The organism is Mesorhizobium sp. LNHC209A00 (assembly GCF_000502915.1).
Lineage (GTDB): Bacteria > Pseudomonadota > Alphaproteobacteria > Rhizobiales > Rhizobiaceae > Mesorhizobium.
On sequence record NZ_AYWT01000004.1, the window covers coordinates 283,029 to 298,384 of the forward strand.

General features: G+C 64.3%; 14 protein-coding genes. 10 read left to right on the forward strand and 4 right to left on the reverse strand.

Translation table 11 applies throughout. From position 1 onward, the window contains the following. Positions 1-80: 80 nt before the first annotated feature. Positions 81-1,031 (reverse strand): PfkB family carbohydrate kinase, encoded by a 951-nt coding sequence (locus tag X739_RS152900; RefSeq protein WP_023794653.1) that lies wholly within the window; start codon positions 1,029-1,031, stop codon positions 81-83. 3 nt (positions 1,032-1,034) lie between these two features. After that, positions 1,035-1,835, reverse strand: coding sequence for a class I fructose-bisphosphate aldolase (locus X739_RS152895; RefSeq protein ID WP_023771143.1), 801 nt, complete (start codon positions 1,833-1,835; stop codon positions 1,035-1,037). A 162-nt stretch (positions 1,836-1,997) separates the two neighbouring features. Between X739_RS152895 and X739_RS152890 the strand changes: the two genes are divergently transcribed. The 3 genes from X739_RS152890 (at position 1,998) to X739_RS152880 (ending at position 5,203) form a co-directional block, all read left to right on the forward strand. Continuing rightward, positions 1,998-2,759 (forward strand): DeoR/GlpR family DNA-binding transcription regulator, encoded by a 762-nt coding sequence (locus tag X739_RS152890; RefSeq protein WP_023794654.1) that lies wholly within the window; start codon positions 1,998-2,000, stop codon positions 2,757-2,759. 264 nt (positions 2,760-3,023) lie between these two features. Next, entirely contained in the window at positions 3,024-4,172 is a 1,149-nt protein-coding gene (locus X739_RS152885) for a Gfo/Idh/MocA family oxidoreductase (RefSeq protein WP_023794655.1), read from the forward strand. Positions 4,173-4,249: 77 nt separating this feature from the next. Next, positions 4,250-5,203: an alpha/beta hydrolase gene (locus tag X739_RS152880; RefSeq protein WP_023794656.1), complete on the forward strand. Its 954-nt coding sequence runs from the start codon at positions 4,250-4,252 to the stop codon at positions 5,201-5,203. Here the strand turns inward: X739_RS152880 and X739_RS152875 are convergent. Beyond that, positions 5,191-6,225, reverse strand: a complete 1,035-nt coding sequence (locus X739_RS152875) for a LacI family DNA-binding transcriptional regulator (protein WP_023771147.1) — start codon at positions 6,223-6,225, stop codon at positions 5,191-5,193. The genes X739_RS152880 and X739_RS152875 overlap by 13 nt on opposite strands. 259 nt (positions 6,226-6,484) lie before the next feature. Here X739_RS152875 and X739_RS152870 point away from each other — a divergent pair, with 259 nt between their 5' ends. Next, positions 6,485-7,438: a sugar kinase gene (locus X739_RS152870; protein ID WP_023771148.1), complete on the forward strand. Its 954-nt coding sequence runs from the start codon at positions 6,485-6,487 to the stop codon at positions 7,436-7,438. Beyond that, the gene (locus tag X739_RS152865; RefSeq protein ID WP_023771149.1) at positions 7,435-8,718 is read left to right on the forward strand and encodes a D-tagatose-bisphosphate aldolase, class II, non-catalytic subunit; all 1,284 of its coding nucleotides are present in this window, start codon (positions 7,435-7,437) and stop codon (positions 8,716-8,718) included. Before X739_RS152870 ends, X739_RS152865 begins: the two co-directional genes overlap by 4 nt. Positions 8,719-8,897: 179 nt before the next feature. On the opposite strand, the gene X739_RS152860 is transcribed toward X739_RS152865, so the two are convergent. After that, positions 8,898-9,827 (reverse strand): aldose 1-epimerase, encoded by a 930-nt coding sequence (locus X739_RS152860; protein ID WP_023771150.1) that lies wholly within the window; start codon positions 9,825-9,827, stop codon positions 8,898-8,900. Between the two features lie 52 nt (positions 9,828-9,879). On the opposite strand from X739_RS152860, the gene X739_RS152855 reads away from it, so the two are divergent. The 5 genes from X739_RS152855 to X739_RS152835 are packed head-to-tail and all read left to right on the forward strand — an operon-like array spanning position 9,880 to position 15,306. Next, positions 9,880-10,680, forward strand: coding sequence for a FadR/GntR family transcriptional regulator (locus X739_RS152855; protein WP_245273839.1), 801 nt, complete (start codon positions 9,880-9,882; stop codon positions 10,678-10,680). Beyond that, entirely contained in the window at positions 10,677-12,404 is a 1,728-nt protein-coding gene (locus tag X739_RS152850; protein ID WP_023771152.1) for an IlvD/Edd family dehydratase, read from the forward strand. The genes X739_RS152855 and X739_RS152850 overlap by 4 nt, the downstream gene beginning before the upstream one ends. A gap of 11 nt (positions 12,405-12,415) precedes the next feature. Continuing rightward, positions 12,416-13,195: an SDR family oxidoreductase gene (locus X739_RS152845; protein ID WP_023771153.1), complete on the forward strand. Its 780-nt coding sequence runs from the start codon at positions 12,416-12,418 to the stop codon at positions 13,193-13,195. Between the two features lie 33 nt (positions 13,196-13,228). Then, positions 13,229-14,227, forward strand: a complete 999-nt coding sequence (araD1, locus tag X739_RS152840; protein ID WP_023771154.1) for an AraD1 family protein — start codon at positions 13,229-13,231, stop codon at positions 14,225-14,227. A 53-nt stretch (positions 14,228-14,280) separates the two neighbouring features. Beyond that, positions 14,281-15,306 carry an ABC transporter substrate-binding protein gene (locus tag X739_RS152835; RefSeq protein WP_023771155.1) on the forward strand — a complete coding sequence of 342 codons (1,026 nt, stop codon included), beginning with the start codon at positions 14,281-14,283 and terminating at the stop codon, positions 15,304-15,306. Positions 15,307-15,356 lie beyond the last annotated feature (50 nt).

Genomic DNA, 15,356 nt, shown 5'->3' on the forward strand with positions numbered 1-15,356 from the left:
CTCCACAAGTCCAAGCCACTGATTTTTGATTATTCGTGGCCATTTTTTGCCTGCGAAACGTCTCCTCGGACCTTTCCAGCCTATGTTCCGGTCTCGAGCCGCGCATATTTCAGCCCGACCGCCGACGGAGCGTTCGCCGATGCCAATAATTCCGTGACCTGGGCGTCGGTCGGAAGCGCCTCGCGCCCGCCACGACCCGTTATCGACAGCGCCGCCGCCGCGGCCGCGAACGCGACCCGGCCCGCGGTGTCGGCTCCGCGCGCCAGTGCATGCGCATAGGCGCCATGAAAGCAGTCGCCGGCGCCGGTCGAATCGACGACGGCAACCCGGTGCGGAGGCAAGTGCCAAAGCCCTGCCTCGTCGCGTCCGCGGTAGTAGACGCCCCTGCCGCCATCCGTCAGAACCACGGCGGACCGCGACGGCAACCACAATGCATCGAGCATCTCGGCCGGCGATCTGCAGCCCGTAGCGGTCTGTGCAAAGCCCAGGGGAAGAATGAGATGGTCGCAGAGCGCGATCAGCCTCTCGGTGGCCGGGCCGGCGCTCCATTCGATATCACCGAGGATCGCAAGGCCGAGATCGCGAGCCCGTGCCACGACATCCAGCGACCGGATCGCGTAACTATCGATGATCAGGACTGTCGCGCTGCTGAGGACCTCGTCCGGAAAGTCCGGAGCGGTGCCCAGCATCGCTTCGTCGTCATAGGCGATGAACCGCTCGCCATCCGAGCCGACGGTGATCCGCGAGCGCACCGGGCGGGCGTGCGGGTGGCGCGGCGCGAATGCAGTTTCAACGCCGCTCGCTACGAGATCACACAGCACGGCATCGTCCGCGGCACTGCCCAGCCATCCGACGAACCCGGCGGTGCCGCCGAGCCGCGCGACGGCGGCAAGGGCCGTCGCGACATTTCCGCCGAAAGCCCGGGCGCTGTGCAGAACCTTCCCCTTGCCCGCCGACAACGGCTGATCGACATAGACGATGTCGTCGATCGCAATAGCTCCGAAGCCGAGGATTGAAGGGACGGCGGGCATCGTTCAGGCACCCGCCCTTGCCAGGGCGTCTTGCGCCGAAAGGCCGTCATGGATGACGCCCCGAAAGGCAATCGCTGCCTTCTCCGGATCGCCATGCCCCCAGAGATTGCGGCCCACCACGGCACCGCGCGCACCGGCACGGATGGCGTCCGCCGTCTGCTGGAGGGCGCCGAGCAGCGTATCTGTCTTCGGGCCACCCGCGATCACAACCGGCACCGGGCAGGTCCGAACGGTCTCTCGGAACGATTCGAAATCGCCCGTGTAACCGATCTTGATCACGTCGACGCCGGACTCGTAGCCGATGCGCGCCGCATAGGCGATCTCGTCGGGGGTGAAGACGATTTTTGCCCCGTCGGTGAAATCGCGAGGGTAGATATGCGCGACTACCGGCATGCCGTAGCGGGCCGCTGCATTCACCGAATCGGTCAGCCAGCGTATGTATTTGCCCTCGGTCGCGCCGCGTACCGGAATGGCCACGGCCAAGGCATCGGCGCCGGCGCGCACGGCATCCTCGGGCGTTGCGATCAGCTCACTGATGCGATCGTCCGGGGTGAAGCAGCCGGCCTGGATCACCAGGCAGGCCTTGCCCGCGTATTGCGGCCATAGATGGCGCGCTGTGCCAGGCTGGATGCTGACATAGTCGGGTTTGCCCACCATGACGCGAGCGAGGGCGCCCGGCAGATCGGCAAGACCTCCTTTGCGCACGTCGCCATAGCCGACAAAGTGGTCGACCGCGCCGCCGAAAAGATTGCCCGATGGATGCGAGAAGAGGCGCGCAAGGCGCACCTGGGTTCCGAGGCTCATGAGTGCAAAATTCTCCAGTCGATTGATTTCCAAATGCTGGACCCAGTGTTTTCGAAAGAAAGAATAAATGCAATCTTTCGAAATCTTTCGAATTCGCGTATTTTCGGTAGAGTGAGCCGAGGCCAGGGCGGTTGCTTGGCAGATGGAGGCAAGGACAAGGCAATGTTGTCAGAGCAGAGACGCCAATCGATCCTGAGTGAGGTGCAACGCAGCGGACAGGTTCGCATCAAGGACCTGTCAGACGATTTTGGCGTGTCGGAAGTCACGGTGCGCTCCGACCTCGAGATACTGGACCGCAAGGGACTGCTGACCAAGACCCGTGGAGGGGCGGTGACCCGGACCACGGATTCGACCACGGCCGCGTTCGCCCGCCGGATGCAAACCAACCTCGATGCGAAGAAACGCATCGCCCGGGCAGCGGTAGAGCTGTTCGAGGACAACCAGTCGGTCATCTTCGACGGCGGCTCGACATTGATGCAGGTTGCCATGCAGTTACCGCCGCTCAACAACGTCGTGGTCGCGGCCACGGCGATGAATATCGTTCAGCATCTGATGCATCGGCCTGGGCTCGACGTTCACATGATCGGTGGCCGGGTCTATCCAGACACGGTGAGCACGCTGATTACCGATGCCGACACGGCTCTCGGCGGCTTGGTAGCGCATCAGGTCTTTGTCGGAGCGCACGCGATCGACTCGTCACTGGATGTGGTCGACGTGAACGAAGACATGGCGCGAACGAAGCGAATCCTGGTGCGCATGGCCCGGCGCGTCGTCCTCCTGGCGGATTCGAGCAAATTTGGCGTCAGCGGGACCTCCAAGGCCTTTTCGCTATCGGGCATCGATGTGGTGATCACCGACGATGGCCTGCCCGGTACAATACGCAGCGAGCTTGATAGGATCGGGGCCACGGTGATCTATGCCTGAACCCGTCGCGGTAGCTGGGCGCCCTCGAAATATCCGACTCGCGGATGACCCACCGGCTTTGGCGCCCGCGATCGGCCGTTTTTCATGTCCGTCATTTTCTCCTCCCAAGGCCAGCAGCCTCCCGATGCCCCGGCAGCATTTACGCATGTTCCATAAAAACTTTACGCGCGTCAATGTTTAAAATGTTGTATAGCCATTTCGAGCGCGATCCGGCACCGTCGCGAGAGATCAGGCAGATGATCGCATTGGGAGGTAAGACGGAAAATGCAGGCAAAATCAGAAGCCAAACTGGGCATCGGTGTCATCGGATGCGGCAACATCTCGATGACCTACCTGCGCAATGCCGCGCTTTTCGGCGGCATCGAATTGCGCGCCTGCGCCGATGTTTCAGCCGAGATGGCGGCGCTGCGGGCCAAGGAATACGGAATCCGGCCCCTTGGCGTCGATGCGCTGCTGGCCGATCCCCAGATCGACCTCGTCCTCAACCTGACCATTCCGGCGGCGCATTTCGACATTTCATTCTCCGCCCTTTCGGCGGGAAAGCATGTCTTCACTGAAAAACCGCTCGCAACCTCGGCCAGCGATGGCCGCCGTCTGGTGGCGGAGGCGGCCAAACGCGGCCTGCTGCTCGGCTCGGCTCCGGACACTTTCCTTGGCGCAGCGGGCCGCAAAGCGCGCCGCCTGATGGATGAGGGCGCCATCGGCAGCCCTGTCACCGGCACCGCCTTCATGATGGGGCGCGGCATGGAACACTGGCATCCCAATCCGCAATTCTACTACCAGCCGGGCGGCGGCCCGGTGTTCGACATGGGTCCCTACTATCTGACGATGCTGGTCAACCTGCTCGGCCCGGTCGCGCGCGTCATGGCGATGGCGACGAGGGGCCAGGAGGAACGGCTGATATCGGCCGAAGGGCCGTTCAAGAACACCACATTCAAGGTCGGCACGCCGACCAATGTGCTGTCGCTGCTCGAATTCCGTTCCGGCGCGACCGTCACTTTCGGCGCGTCATGGGATGTCTTCAGGCATTCCAACCATCCGATCGAACTGCACGGCACGGAAGGCTCGCTGCGGTTGCCCGACCCGGATACGTTCGGCGGCACGGTGTCGCTGTCGGAACGCGGCGCCGACTGGAAGGATTTCGCCAGCGAAGGCGAACTCTACGGCGCCCGCAACTGGCCTTACGCGGCGCCCGACCGCGCCAACTACCGCATGCTCGGCGTCGCCGACCTGGTGCGTTCGCTACAGACAGGCGCGACGCCCCGCGCTTCCGGCAATCTGGCGCTGCATGTGCTGGAGATCATGGAAGCGATCCTGCATTCGGGCGAGACGAAAAGTTCGGTCGCCATAACAGGTGACGTCCTCCAGCCGGCCCTGCTCGGCGAAGACGAAGCGCGCGGCTTGCTCGCCTAAGCGTTCCATGTTTTCACGCAATTCCGGACGGAAAACCGCTGCACACTTTTCCTTGAATTGCTTTGACGGAGATAACGATGACGCTCGACCCAGATGCGCTGCGTGCCCTGGAAATCGGCCGTGCCGCCGGCGGCGAGCCCTTCGAGAACGGCAGTGTCGCGGCGGCGCGGGCCACGTACAACGCTTCGTTCCCGACGCTGCAGGGCGAGCACGAGCCAGTCGCGGCAACCGAGCAGCGGCAGATCGACGGGCCGAACGGCCCGGTGACGATCCGCATCCATCGCGGTATCGGCACGCCGCGGACCGGGGCGCGCGCGGTGCTCTATCTCCACGGTGGCGGCTGGGTGATCGGCAATCTCTCCTCGCATGACGAGATCTGCCGCTGGCTGGCCAATCTCGGCAACGCCGTCGTCATCTGCCCCGACTACAGGCTGGCGCCGGAGCACAAGTTTCCCGCCGGGCTAGAGGATTGCGCCGCAGCGCTGCGCTTCATGGCTGCTGGAGGACTCGGAATCGACCCGACCCGCATTGCCGTCGCCGGCGACAGTGCCGGCGGCAACGTTGCCGCCGTGCTGGCATTGCTTGCCCGCGACAGGCTGGCGCCGCCGCTCGCCGCCCAGATCCTGATCTATCCCAACACCGATGCCCGCCAGACGGCGGACAGCTACCGGCGTTTCGGCAACGGCTTCGGACTCACCGCCGCCACCATGGCCTGGTTCCGCGATCATTATGTGCGAACGCCCGAGGATATCGCGGACTGGCGCGTATCGCCGCTGCTGGCCTCCAGCCTCGCCGGTGCACCGCCGGCCTTCGTCGTGATCGCCGGCCACGACATCCTTGCCGACGAAGGCACGGCCTATGCCGAGCGCCTGCGCGCCGACGGAGTGCCGCTGGTGTTGCGACACTGGCCGGGTCAGATCCACGGCTTCGTCTCGATGGGCCGCCACATCCTGGCCGCGCGGCAAACGGCAAGCGAGGCGGCGGCCTGGCTCCGCCTGCAGACGCCGGAGCCGATCACTCAGGCCGACTGACGCATCACAAGGGTCGCGCCAAGCTTGACGTTGCGCGCCAGATCATGGCCGGGTGGATCGGCCTCGTCCAGCAACGCCAGCAGGATCTCGACGCTGCGGCCGGCCATGGCGGCGAAGTCCTGTGCCATGGTGGTCAGCGCGGGACAGGTGTAGCGGCTCAGCGGATGATCGTCGTGGGCGGCGACCCGAAAATCGCAATCGGCACGGCGGCCGATCTTCAGCCCGCGCGAAAAGGCGGCCGCCATCACACCGAAGGCGAGACGGTCATTGGCGCAGAGCAGCGTGCGGGCCGGCAGACCGCCTTTCTCGAGCGTCCTGTCCATCCATTCGTGGCCGATGCGCTCGAAGTCCCAGCTATAGTCGCCCGCCGCCTTGAGAACGGTGGGCTCCAGGCCCGCGGCCTGCATCGTGTCGATATAGCTCTGCAGGCGTTCGCCCGAATTGTGGTTGACGTGCGGGATGTCGACATAGACAGGCGGTTCGCCGGACCGGCAGAGATAATCGACGATGGTCGAGGTGCTCTGGTGGTTGTCATTGCCGACGAATGGTGTGTCGCCTTCGATATAGGTGTCGAAATAGACGATCGGGATGTCCTCGCTCATTCGCTCGAAGACGCCGGGTTCGGAGACTAAGCCCAAGGGCGCGACGATGGCGCCGGCTACTTTCAGCGACATCAGCGTCCTGACCGATTCCGCCTCCAGCTTCGGCGAACCGTGCGAGGAGATGACGATCGGCCAAAACCCTTCGTCGCGACAGCGCCGTTCGATGCGGCTGACCATCTCGGCGTAGAAGGGATCGGTGATCGCCGGTACGACGATGCCGACATTACGGGTGCGCTTGCGGTTGAGGTTCCGGGCAAAAACATTCGGCTGATAGTCGGACGAACTAAGCGCCGCCTCGATGCGCGCCCGTGTCGCCGGCTTCACGCTGGCCGGATCGTCGAAATACTTCGACAGGGTCGGTCGCGAAACGCCGGACGCCCTGGCGAAATCATCCATCGTCCGGTGGGTCTTTTCCGCCATCTATGTTTCAGGCCCCCTTATCCTCGATGCCAGCCTTAACGCTCTGGCCAGAATCAGTCTTGCGATCGTCGCGGTGAGGCAGCATTGCTTGAGCGATCTTATTCAGTCAAATTTCCATGTTTCCAGTACAACGCAGAAGCATTGCGCACGTCAAATTATTTATTGACGCTCCGAAAACGACAATTTAGGTTTTGAACATGCACGGGCAAAGAAAGTTCTGGCCAAAGGGGAGGCCGTCCGTCCGGCAGATGGTGAGGACATGAAGAAACTGGTTTGTGCCGGCGAGATCCTGGTCGAGATCATGGCCGAGCGGATCGGCCAGAGTTTTCGCGCTCCCGGCCCGCTGGTCGGCCCGTTTCCGTCAGGCGCTCCCGCCATCTTCATCGATCAGGCGGCGCGGCTCGGCCAGCCGGCGGGGCTGATCGCGGCAGTGGGCGACGACGATTTCGGCCATCTGAACATCGAGCGCCTGCGTGCCGACGGCGCCGACATCTCGGCCATCACCGTCCATCAGGGCTCCGCGACCGGAACCGCCTTCGTCACCTATGAGAGCGATGGCAGCCGACACTTCGTCTACAACATCAAGCAGAGTGCCGCCGGCCTGATCGAGATGGGCGCGGAGGCGCGCGAGCTGCTGGCCGGCGCCGACCATTTTCACGTCATGGGTACATCGCTGTTCTCGCCCGAGGTGATCGAAATTGCCCGCAACGGCATCGAAGCCGTCAAAACGCGCGGCGGCACCGTCTCTTTCGACCCCAACATCCGCAAGGAGATGCTCGATCTACCGGGCATGCGCGACGCCTTGCACTTCGTGTTGTCAAAGACCGACGTGTTCCTGCCGAGCGGGGCGGAACTCTTCACCTTCGCCGAGGCAACCGACGAGGAAAGCGCGGTACGCGAAATGCTGGACCGCGGCATCTCCACTATCGTCGTCAAGAAGGGCGCGCAGGGCGCCGTTCACTACGACCAGTCGGGGCGCACGGCTTTACCCGGCTTCGTCGTCGAGGAAATCGATCCGACCGGCGCCGGAGACTGCTTTGCCGCAGCCTTCGTCTCCTTCTGGCTGCGTGGAGAGGCACCGGAGAAGGCGCTGCGAATAGCCAATGGCTGCGGCGCGCTGGCGGTGACGAAGAAGGGACCAATGGAAGGCATCGCCTCGCTCGCCACCGTCGAGGCGTTCATCGAGACCGCCCGGACCGGAGCACCGGCATGAGCCAGGCGACCGGTCGACTGGCTAGCATCGCCACGCGCCGTGCGGCCGGCGAACGCTGTGGCATCGCCTCGATCTGCTCGGCCCATCCGCTGGTCGTCGAAGCGGCGCTGCGCCACGGCAAGGCGCGCGGCGCCGACGTGCTGATCGAGGCCACCTGCAACCAGGTCAACCACGAGGGCGGCTATACCGGCATGACACCGGGCGAGTTCCGCCGCTTCGTCGAGACGATCGCCGGCAAGGCCGGCTTTCCCCTGGACAGGCTGGTGCTCGGCGGCGACCATCTGGGCCCCAATCCTTGGAAGCACCTGCCGGCGCCGGAGGCGATGGAAAAGGCCGCACGCATGGTGGATGCCTATGCCGAGGCCGGCTTCACCAAGATCCACCTGGACGCCAGCATGGGCTGCGCCGGCGAAGGTGCGGCACCGCCCGACGCCACCATCGCCGCGCGCGCCGCCGAACTGGCCGAGGTGGCGGAGGCCGCGGTTGAACGAACAGGCGGCACCAGGCCTGTCTATGTCATCGGCACGGAAGTGCCGGTGCCGGGCGGCGCACAGGAGGCGATGGACCATCTGGCGGTGACGACACCGGAGGCCGCGGGTGAGACGGTTCGCATCCACCGCGATGCCTTCAGCCGGCGCCGCCTCGACCAAGCTTTCTCGCGGGCGATCGGCGTCGTCGTGCAGCCGGGCGTCGAATTCGGCAATGCCGAGGTCATCGCCTACCGGCCGGAACGCGCCCGGGCGCTTGCTGGCACGCTGCGAGACCTGCCGCAATTCGTCTTCGAGGCCCACTCGACCGACTACCAGCCCACTGCGGCGTTGAGCGCACTGGTCGACGACGGTTTTGCCATACTCAAGGTCGGGCCATGGCTGACCTTCGCGCTGCGCGAAGCCCTCTACGGCTTGGGCCACATCGCCGACATTCTGGTTCCCGACCCATCGAGGGAAAGTCTGCCGGCGGCCATGGAGCGCGTCATGCTGGCGGCGCCCGGCAATTGGAAGAGTTACTATCACGGCGCCGAGGCCGAGCAGCGGATCGAGCGGCATTTTTCCTACAGCGACCGCATCCGCTATTACTGGCCCGCGTCGGCGGCGCGGCAGGCCGTGAACGCGCTGATGCAGGCGCTGGGCGAGCGTGACATCCCCTCACCCCTGATCAGCCAGTATCTCGGCCGCCTCGATAGCGCGGTGGCGAGCGGATCCGTCACGCCAAAGGCCAGGGAACTCCTCATCGCAGGCGTGACGGACGTTCTCGACATCTATGCCAGCGCTACCGGCTGATCCCCGTCATGGCTGCGGCACCAGGAGCAGGGCGCCCGTTGGTACGGCGCAACTCCAGACCGCGCTGCGCGTCAGCGGCGGCGTCAAGGGCTCCGGCTATGGTCGCTTCGGCGGCAAGGCCCGATCGCCGAATGCACCGATTTGCGCTGGGTGACGATTGAGGCCTCGCTCGCGGAAGATCAAACAGCCAGCGACGGTATGAAGCGGACGCTGGCGGATTGTTTCTGGCCAGGGGCCAGCACAATGCAGCCGGTGTCGATCTCCTTGTCGCCCATCCGGTTGAAAGCATCGGTGATGTTGCTGACCGGCTCGGCGCAAAAGAACGGTTCGCCCGGCGGCGTGTAGAGGACGAGGAAGTCCATCGGCGCCTCGGCCTCGATGTCCAGCTGCCGTCCGTGTTCGGGCCACGTAATCCGGGCGCGGCGCGTCCATCCGGTGAAGACCGTATCGAAGTCCACTTCCGATACGTCAAAGCCGATGGATGGATGGGCCCCCACGGGCGGCGGGACATGGCGGATGGGCAGCACCTCCGCATCGTTTTCCCACATGCCTGATACCCCTGCCTGGACATGCGTCCACTGTGTCGACGGGAAATAAGGATGGAAACCGAGGCCAACCGGCATCGGTGCGTCCGACAGGTTGCGCACGGCAATGGTCAAGCAAAGCCTGCCGTCGGCCAGGGAGATCGCTTGCTCTGCCTCATAGCTCCACGGCCAGGAATCGGCGGCGTGGCGATAGCGCAGGACGATCATGCTCGCTTCATGGCTCACGACCGTCCATGGGTGACGCCAGCCATGGCCGTGCTCATGGTGTGGATCGTCCGAGGCCGTCGGCAATTGAATGGGGCGTCCCGCGAAATCGAAGCGGCCATTCCTTATGCGGTTGGAATAGGGCACGAGCGGAAAGCAGGCCATGGCGCCGGGATCGCGGCGACCGATGGCCGTTGGCTCGGCCGGACGCAGCCAATCCACGGCGGAACCATCCCGCCACCATCGATACGAAGCCAGCGCTCCACCAGCGGCGGAAGCAACTTCAACGGTCGCGATGCCATCACTGATCGAGACCAGTTCCGTGTGCGGAGCGACGGCCACAAAGGAATTATCTGTCATCGGCACTCCCCAATCCCTTGACTCCAATCGCCACGGTTATAAGACATATCATATGAATAGTATGAAGAATAGAAAATCGTTCATCACGGTCCGCACGTCACGGGTCGCGGTCGCGGTTTCCAGCGGTTCCACCGCGCTGCACGCCACCGTCGTCGAGCAGATCGGGCTGCGCATCGTGCAGGGCGACTTCCAGCCCGGCGAGGCGCTGCCCAATGCCGACGATTCCAGCGAGATGCTGGGGGTCAGCCGCACAGTGCTGCGCGAGGCGATCAAGGTGCTGGCGGGCAAGGGGCTGGTCGAATCGCGGCCGAAGACCGGCACGCGGGTGCGTCCTCGCGCCGACTGGAATTTCCTCGACCCCGACGTCCTGTCCTGGCGCTATGCCGGCGGGGTCAGTGCCGAGGATGTGCGGGCGCTGTTTGAACTGCGCCGCGCCATCGAGCCGATGGCGGCGGCCCTTGCCGCGCAGCGCGCGACGCCGGCGCAGATCGCCGAGATCCACGCAGCGCTGGCCGAAATGGAAGCACTGAGCGACGACGGCGACCGCTTCGCCAAGCCCGATCTGGTGTTCCACCAGACCATATTGCGCATGACCGGCAACGAGCTGATCGGCTCGCTGGCCGCACTGGTCGAGACCGCGTTGGTAATGAGCTTTCGCCTCTCCAACGACAATCCGGAAGGGCAGCGCCATTCCTTGCCGCTGCACCGGGAAGTCGCCGAGAAGATCGCCGCCGGCGACGCCGCCGGCGCGCAAAAGGCATTGCTGGTGCTCATCGACAATGCCGAGGATGACGTGCGCCGCAGCGTCGAGAACCGCAACAAACGCCGCAACGAGCGGGGCCTGCAATCGTGACCGAGACCAAACGCAAATTGCGGTCCGAAGCCTGGTTCGGCGGTGAAGGCAAGAACGCCTTCATGCACCGCAGCTGGATGAAAAACCAGGGCATTCCCGCCGACGCTTTCGACGGCCGGCCGGTGATCGGCATCTGCAACACCTGGTCGGAACTGACGCCGTGCAATGCGCATCTGCGGGCGCTGGCCGATCACGTCAAGCGCGGCGTCTACGAGGCTGGCGGCCTGCCGCTGGAATTCCCTGTCATGTCGCTGGGCGAGAGCAACATGCGCCCCACCGCCATGCTGTTTCGCAACCTGGCCAGCATGGATGTCGAGGAATCCATCCGCGGCAATCCGATCGACGGCGTCATCCTGCTTGTTGGCTGCGACAAGACCACGCCGGCGCTCTTGATGGGGGCTGCCTCGTGCAACCTGCCAACCATCGCCGTCTCCGGTGGACCGATGCTGAACGGCAAGTTCCGCGGACAGGATATCGGCTCGGGCACGCATGTCTGGAAATTCGCCGAGGAGGTCAAGGCTGGCCGCATGCTGGTCGCCGACTTCCTCGCCGCCGAACAGGGCCAGAGCCGGTCGGCCGGCAGCTGCATGACGATGGGCACCGCCTCGACCATGGCCAGCATGGTGGAAGCGCTCGGCATCGGCATGCCGGACAACGCCGCGATCCCGGCGGTGGATTCGCGCCGAGGCGTGCTTGCCCAGTTGGCCGGACGGCAGATCGTCGATCTTGTCCACCGCGACGTGACGATTGCAAGGATCCTTACCAGGCAAGCCTTCGAGAATGCCATTCGCGTCAATGGCGCGATCGGCGGCTCGACCAACGCGGTGCTGCATCTGATCGCCATCGCCAACCGGGTCGGTGTCGATCTCGGCCTCGATGACTGGGACCGCCTTGGCCGCGGCGTGCCAACCATTGTCGACCTGATGCCGTCGGGTCGGTTCCTGATGGAAGATTTCTACTATGCCGGGGGGCTAGCTGCGGTCATGGCGGCGCTTGATGAAGCGGGGCTTCTTCATCGCGACGCCATGACCGTCAGCGCCAAGACCATCGGTGAACTGATCGACGGCGCGCCCAACTACAACCGTGAGGTCATTCGGCCGCTGCGCGAGCCGCTGACCAAGGAGGGCGGCATCTCGATCCTGCGTGGCAACCTGGCTCCCAACGGCGCGGTCATCAAGCCGTCCGCGGCAACGCCCGAACTGATGCAGCATCGTGGCAAGGCCGTCGTCTTCGAGAACATCGAGCATTACCATGCCCGCATCGACGATCCGGAGCTGGATATCGACGCCTCCTCGGTGATGGTGCTGAAGAATTGCGGACCGCGCGGTTATCCCGGGATGGCAGAGGTCGGCAACATGCCGCTGCCGGCCAAGCTGCTCAGAGAAGGCGTCTCCGACATGGTGCGCATTTCGGACGCGCGCATGAGCGGTACCGCCTACGGCACGGTGGTGCTGCATGTTGCGCCGGAGGCCGCGGCCGGTGGTGTGCTGGCCCTGGTGCGCGACGGCGATCTCATCGAGCTCGACGTCGCCGGCCGCCGTCTCGAGCTTTTGGTTTCGGATGAAGAGCTGGCGATCCGCCGCCGTGACTGGAAGCCGCCGGAGCCGCCGCAGGGTGGCTACCAGAGCCTCTATGTCGAGCGCGTGCTGCAGGCCGACAAGGGCTGCGACTTCGACTTTCTCGTCGGCCGGCGCGATGCCGGCATACCCCGGCATTCCCACTAGAGAGGCGCGCGATGACTGATCAGATCGGCAGCTACGCGACCTACCCCAGCCTCAAGGGCCGCAGCGTGTTCATAACCGGTGGCGGCAGCGGCATCGGCGAAAGCCTGGTGCGCCATTTCTGCGCGCAAGGCAGCCGCGTCGCCTTCGTCGATCTGGCCGAGGAGCCTTCACGGCGCCTGGTCGATGCGATCGCGGCCGAAGGGCGTGCCGCGCCGCTGTTCATTCCCTGCGACCTGCGCAATGTAGAGCAGTTGCAGACGGCGACCGTCGAGGCGATGCGGCACAACGGCCCGATCCAGGCGCTGTGCAACAATGCCGGCAATGACGACCGCCACCAGACCACGGACGTCACGGTGGCCTATTGGGACGACCGCATGGCGGTCAATCTGCGCCACCAGTTCTTCGCCGCCCAGGCGGTGCGTCCACAGATGAGTGCGCATGGCGGTGGCTCGATCATCAATTTCGGCTCCATCACCTGGATGGTCGGCGATCCCGACTGCCCTGCCTATGTGACCGCAAAGGCGGCGGTGTATGGCATGACGCGGGCGCTGGCCCGCGAACTCGGCCCCGAGCGCATCCGCGTCAACTGCATGGTGCCGGGCTGGGTGATGACCGAGCGCCAGATGCGGCTGTGGCTGAACCCCGCTGGCGAACGCCAGATCACGGAGCGGCAGTGCCTGCCCGACCGGCTGCAGCCATCCGACATTGCGCGCATGGCGCTGTTCCTCGCCGCCGACGACAGCCTGATGTGCACGAGCCAGCAGTTCATCGTTGACGCCGGCTGGGTGTGACCCCGTACGGCCTCTAGGGAAGAAGGGTATTTCATGCGTCTTGTTCAGTACATAACGATCGACGGCGGCAGGCGGGTCGGCCTCGTTTCCGATGACGGCGATCGCCTGCATCCACTCGACAAGACAAGCACCGTGCTGGAGCTCGCCGAAGCGGCGATCGCGCAGGGTGCGTCGATCGCGGCGCTGGTCGAGAAGCGGACGGGCGCGGCCACGATCGACTATGGCGAACTGCTGCGCGATGGCCGCGTGCTCGCTCCCGTCGACCATCCGGAACCGGCGCGGTTCCTGGTCACCGGCACCGGCCTCACTCACACCGGAAGTGCCGCCGCGCGCGACAAGATGCATGTGCTGACCCATGGCGAGGACGCCGAGGAGTCGGATTCGCTGAAGATCTTCCGCATGGGCCTGGAAGGCGGCAAGCCCGGTGCCGGCAAGATCGGCATTCAACCAGAATGGTTCTTCAAGGGCGTCGGCACCTGTGTCGTGCCGCCTGGCGCCGATCTGCCGATGCCTGCATTCGCGAAAGCCGGCGCGGAAGAGGCCGAGATCGTCGGCCTTTACCTCAATGGGCCGGATGGCCGCCCCTATCGCATCGGCTATGCGTTGGGCAACGAATATTCCGACCATGTGACGGAGGCCGAGAACTACCTCTATCTCGCCCACTCGAAACTCCGCTCCTGCTCGATCGGACCGGAGCTTTTGATCGGAGACCTGCCCGAAGAAGTGCGCGGCCATTCCCGCATACTGCGCGACGGCACTGTTATCTGGGAACAGGAATTCCTGTCGGGCGAAGCGCACATGTCGCACTCGATCGCCAATCTCGAACACTTCCATTTCCGCTACCCGATGCACCGCAGGGCGGGCGACCTGCACGCCTATTTCTTCGGAGCGGCGGTGATGAGCTACGCCTCCGGCGTCAAGACGGCTTCCGGGGACGAGTATGAAATCCAGGCACAGACATTCGGCAAGCCGCTGCGCAACCGGATGGTGTCGGTGCCGGACGAGGGACTGGTTGCCGTCACCCAGCTGTGACGGCGATAGCCCCGGAAATTACGGTCCACCAGAATGACAATGGGAGATTAAAAATGGGACTGAAGAAAGCGTTTCTGAGACTAGCGACCATCGGGCTCGGCATCGGCCTGATGACGTCGGCGGCGCTGGCCGCGAACCTTCGCGTGCTGGCCTGGGACGGTTATGCCGACCCGGATTGGGTGAAGGACTTCACCGCCGCCACCGGCATCGGTGTCGATGTAGTCTTCATCGGCAGCGATGACGAAATCTGGGCCAAGATCAAGGGCAGCGAAGGGCAGGACTTCGACGTCTTCGCGGTCAATACCGCCCAGTTGCAGCGCTACATCAAGGCCGATCTGGTGTCGCCGATCGACATCACCAAGCTGCCGAACCAGAAGGACGTGCTGCCGCGCTTCCGTAATCTGTCTCAGGTCAGCGGCGACACCAAGGACGGCAAGGTCTACGGTATTCCGTTCTGCTTCGATTCCATCGGGCTGATCTACGACACCGACAAGGTCAAGCCGGCGCCGACCTCGATGTCCGTCCTGTGGGATCCGGCTTACAAGGGCAAGATCCTCGCCTACGACAATGGCGAGCACAATTTCTCGTTCACCGCGCTGACGCTCGGCTACAAGGATCCGTTCAACCTCGACGAAAAACAAATGGCGGCGGTCAAGGCCAAGCTGGTCGAGCTCAAGCGCAATGTGCTGAGCTTCTACACCACCGCCGACGAGGCGCAGCAGATCTACCAGAACAATGACGTTGCGCTGATCTGGGCCAATTATGGCCAGCAGCAGGTCAAGGCACTGCAGAAGATCGGCGCCCATGTCGCCTACGTCAATCCGAGCGAAGGCGCGCTTGCCTGGCTCGACAACTGGGTCATTTCCAAGGGCGTCCGCGACAATGCCGCGGCCGAGAAGTGGATCGACTTCATGCTGACGAAGAAGGTCAGCGGCGCGCTTTCCGAGCGCACCGGATTCGGCAACACGGTGGTCCAGTCGAGCAGCGCCGGCGGCAACGACAAGCTGGTCTGGCTCAACAATGTCGAGGATCCGCTCAAGCGTTCGGACTTGTGGAACGAGGTCAAGGCGACGCCCTGATCCTTTCCACGCCTGACTTCGAAGGACCCGGCGGTCCGGACGTTCCGGAC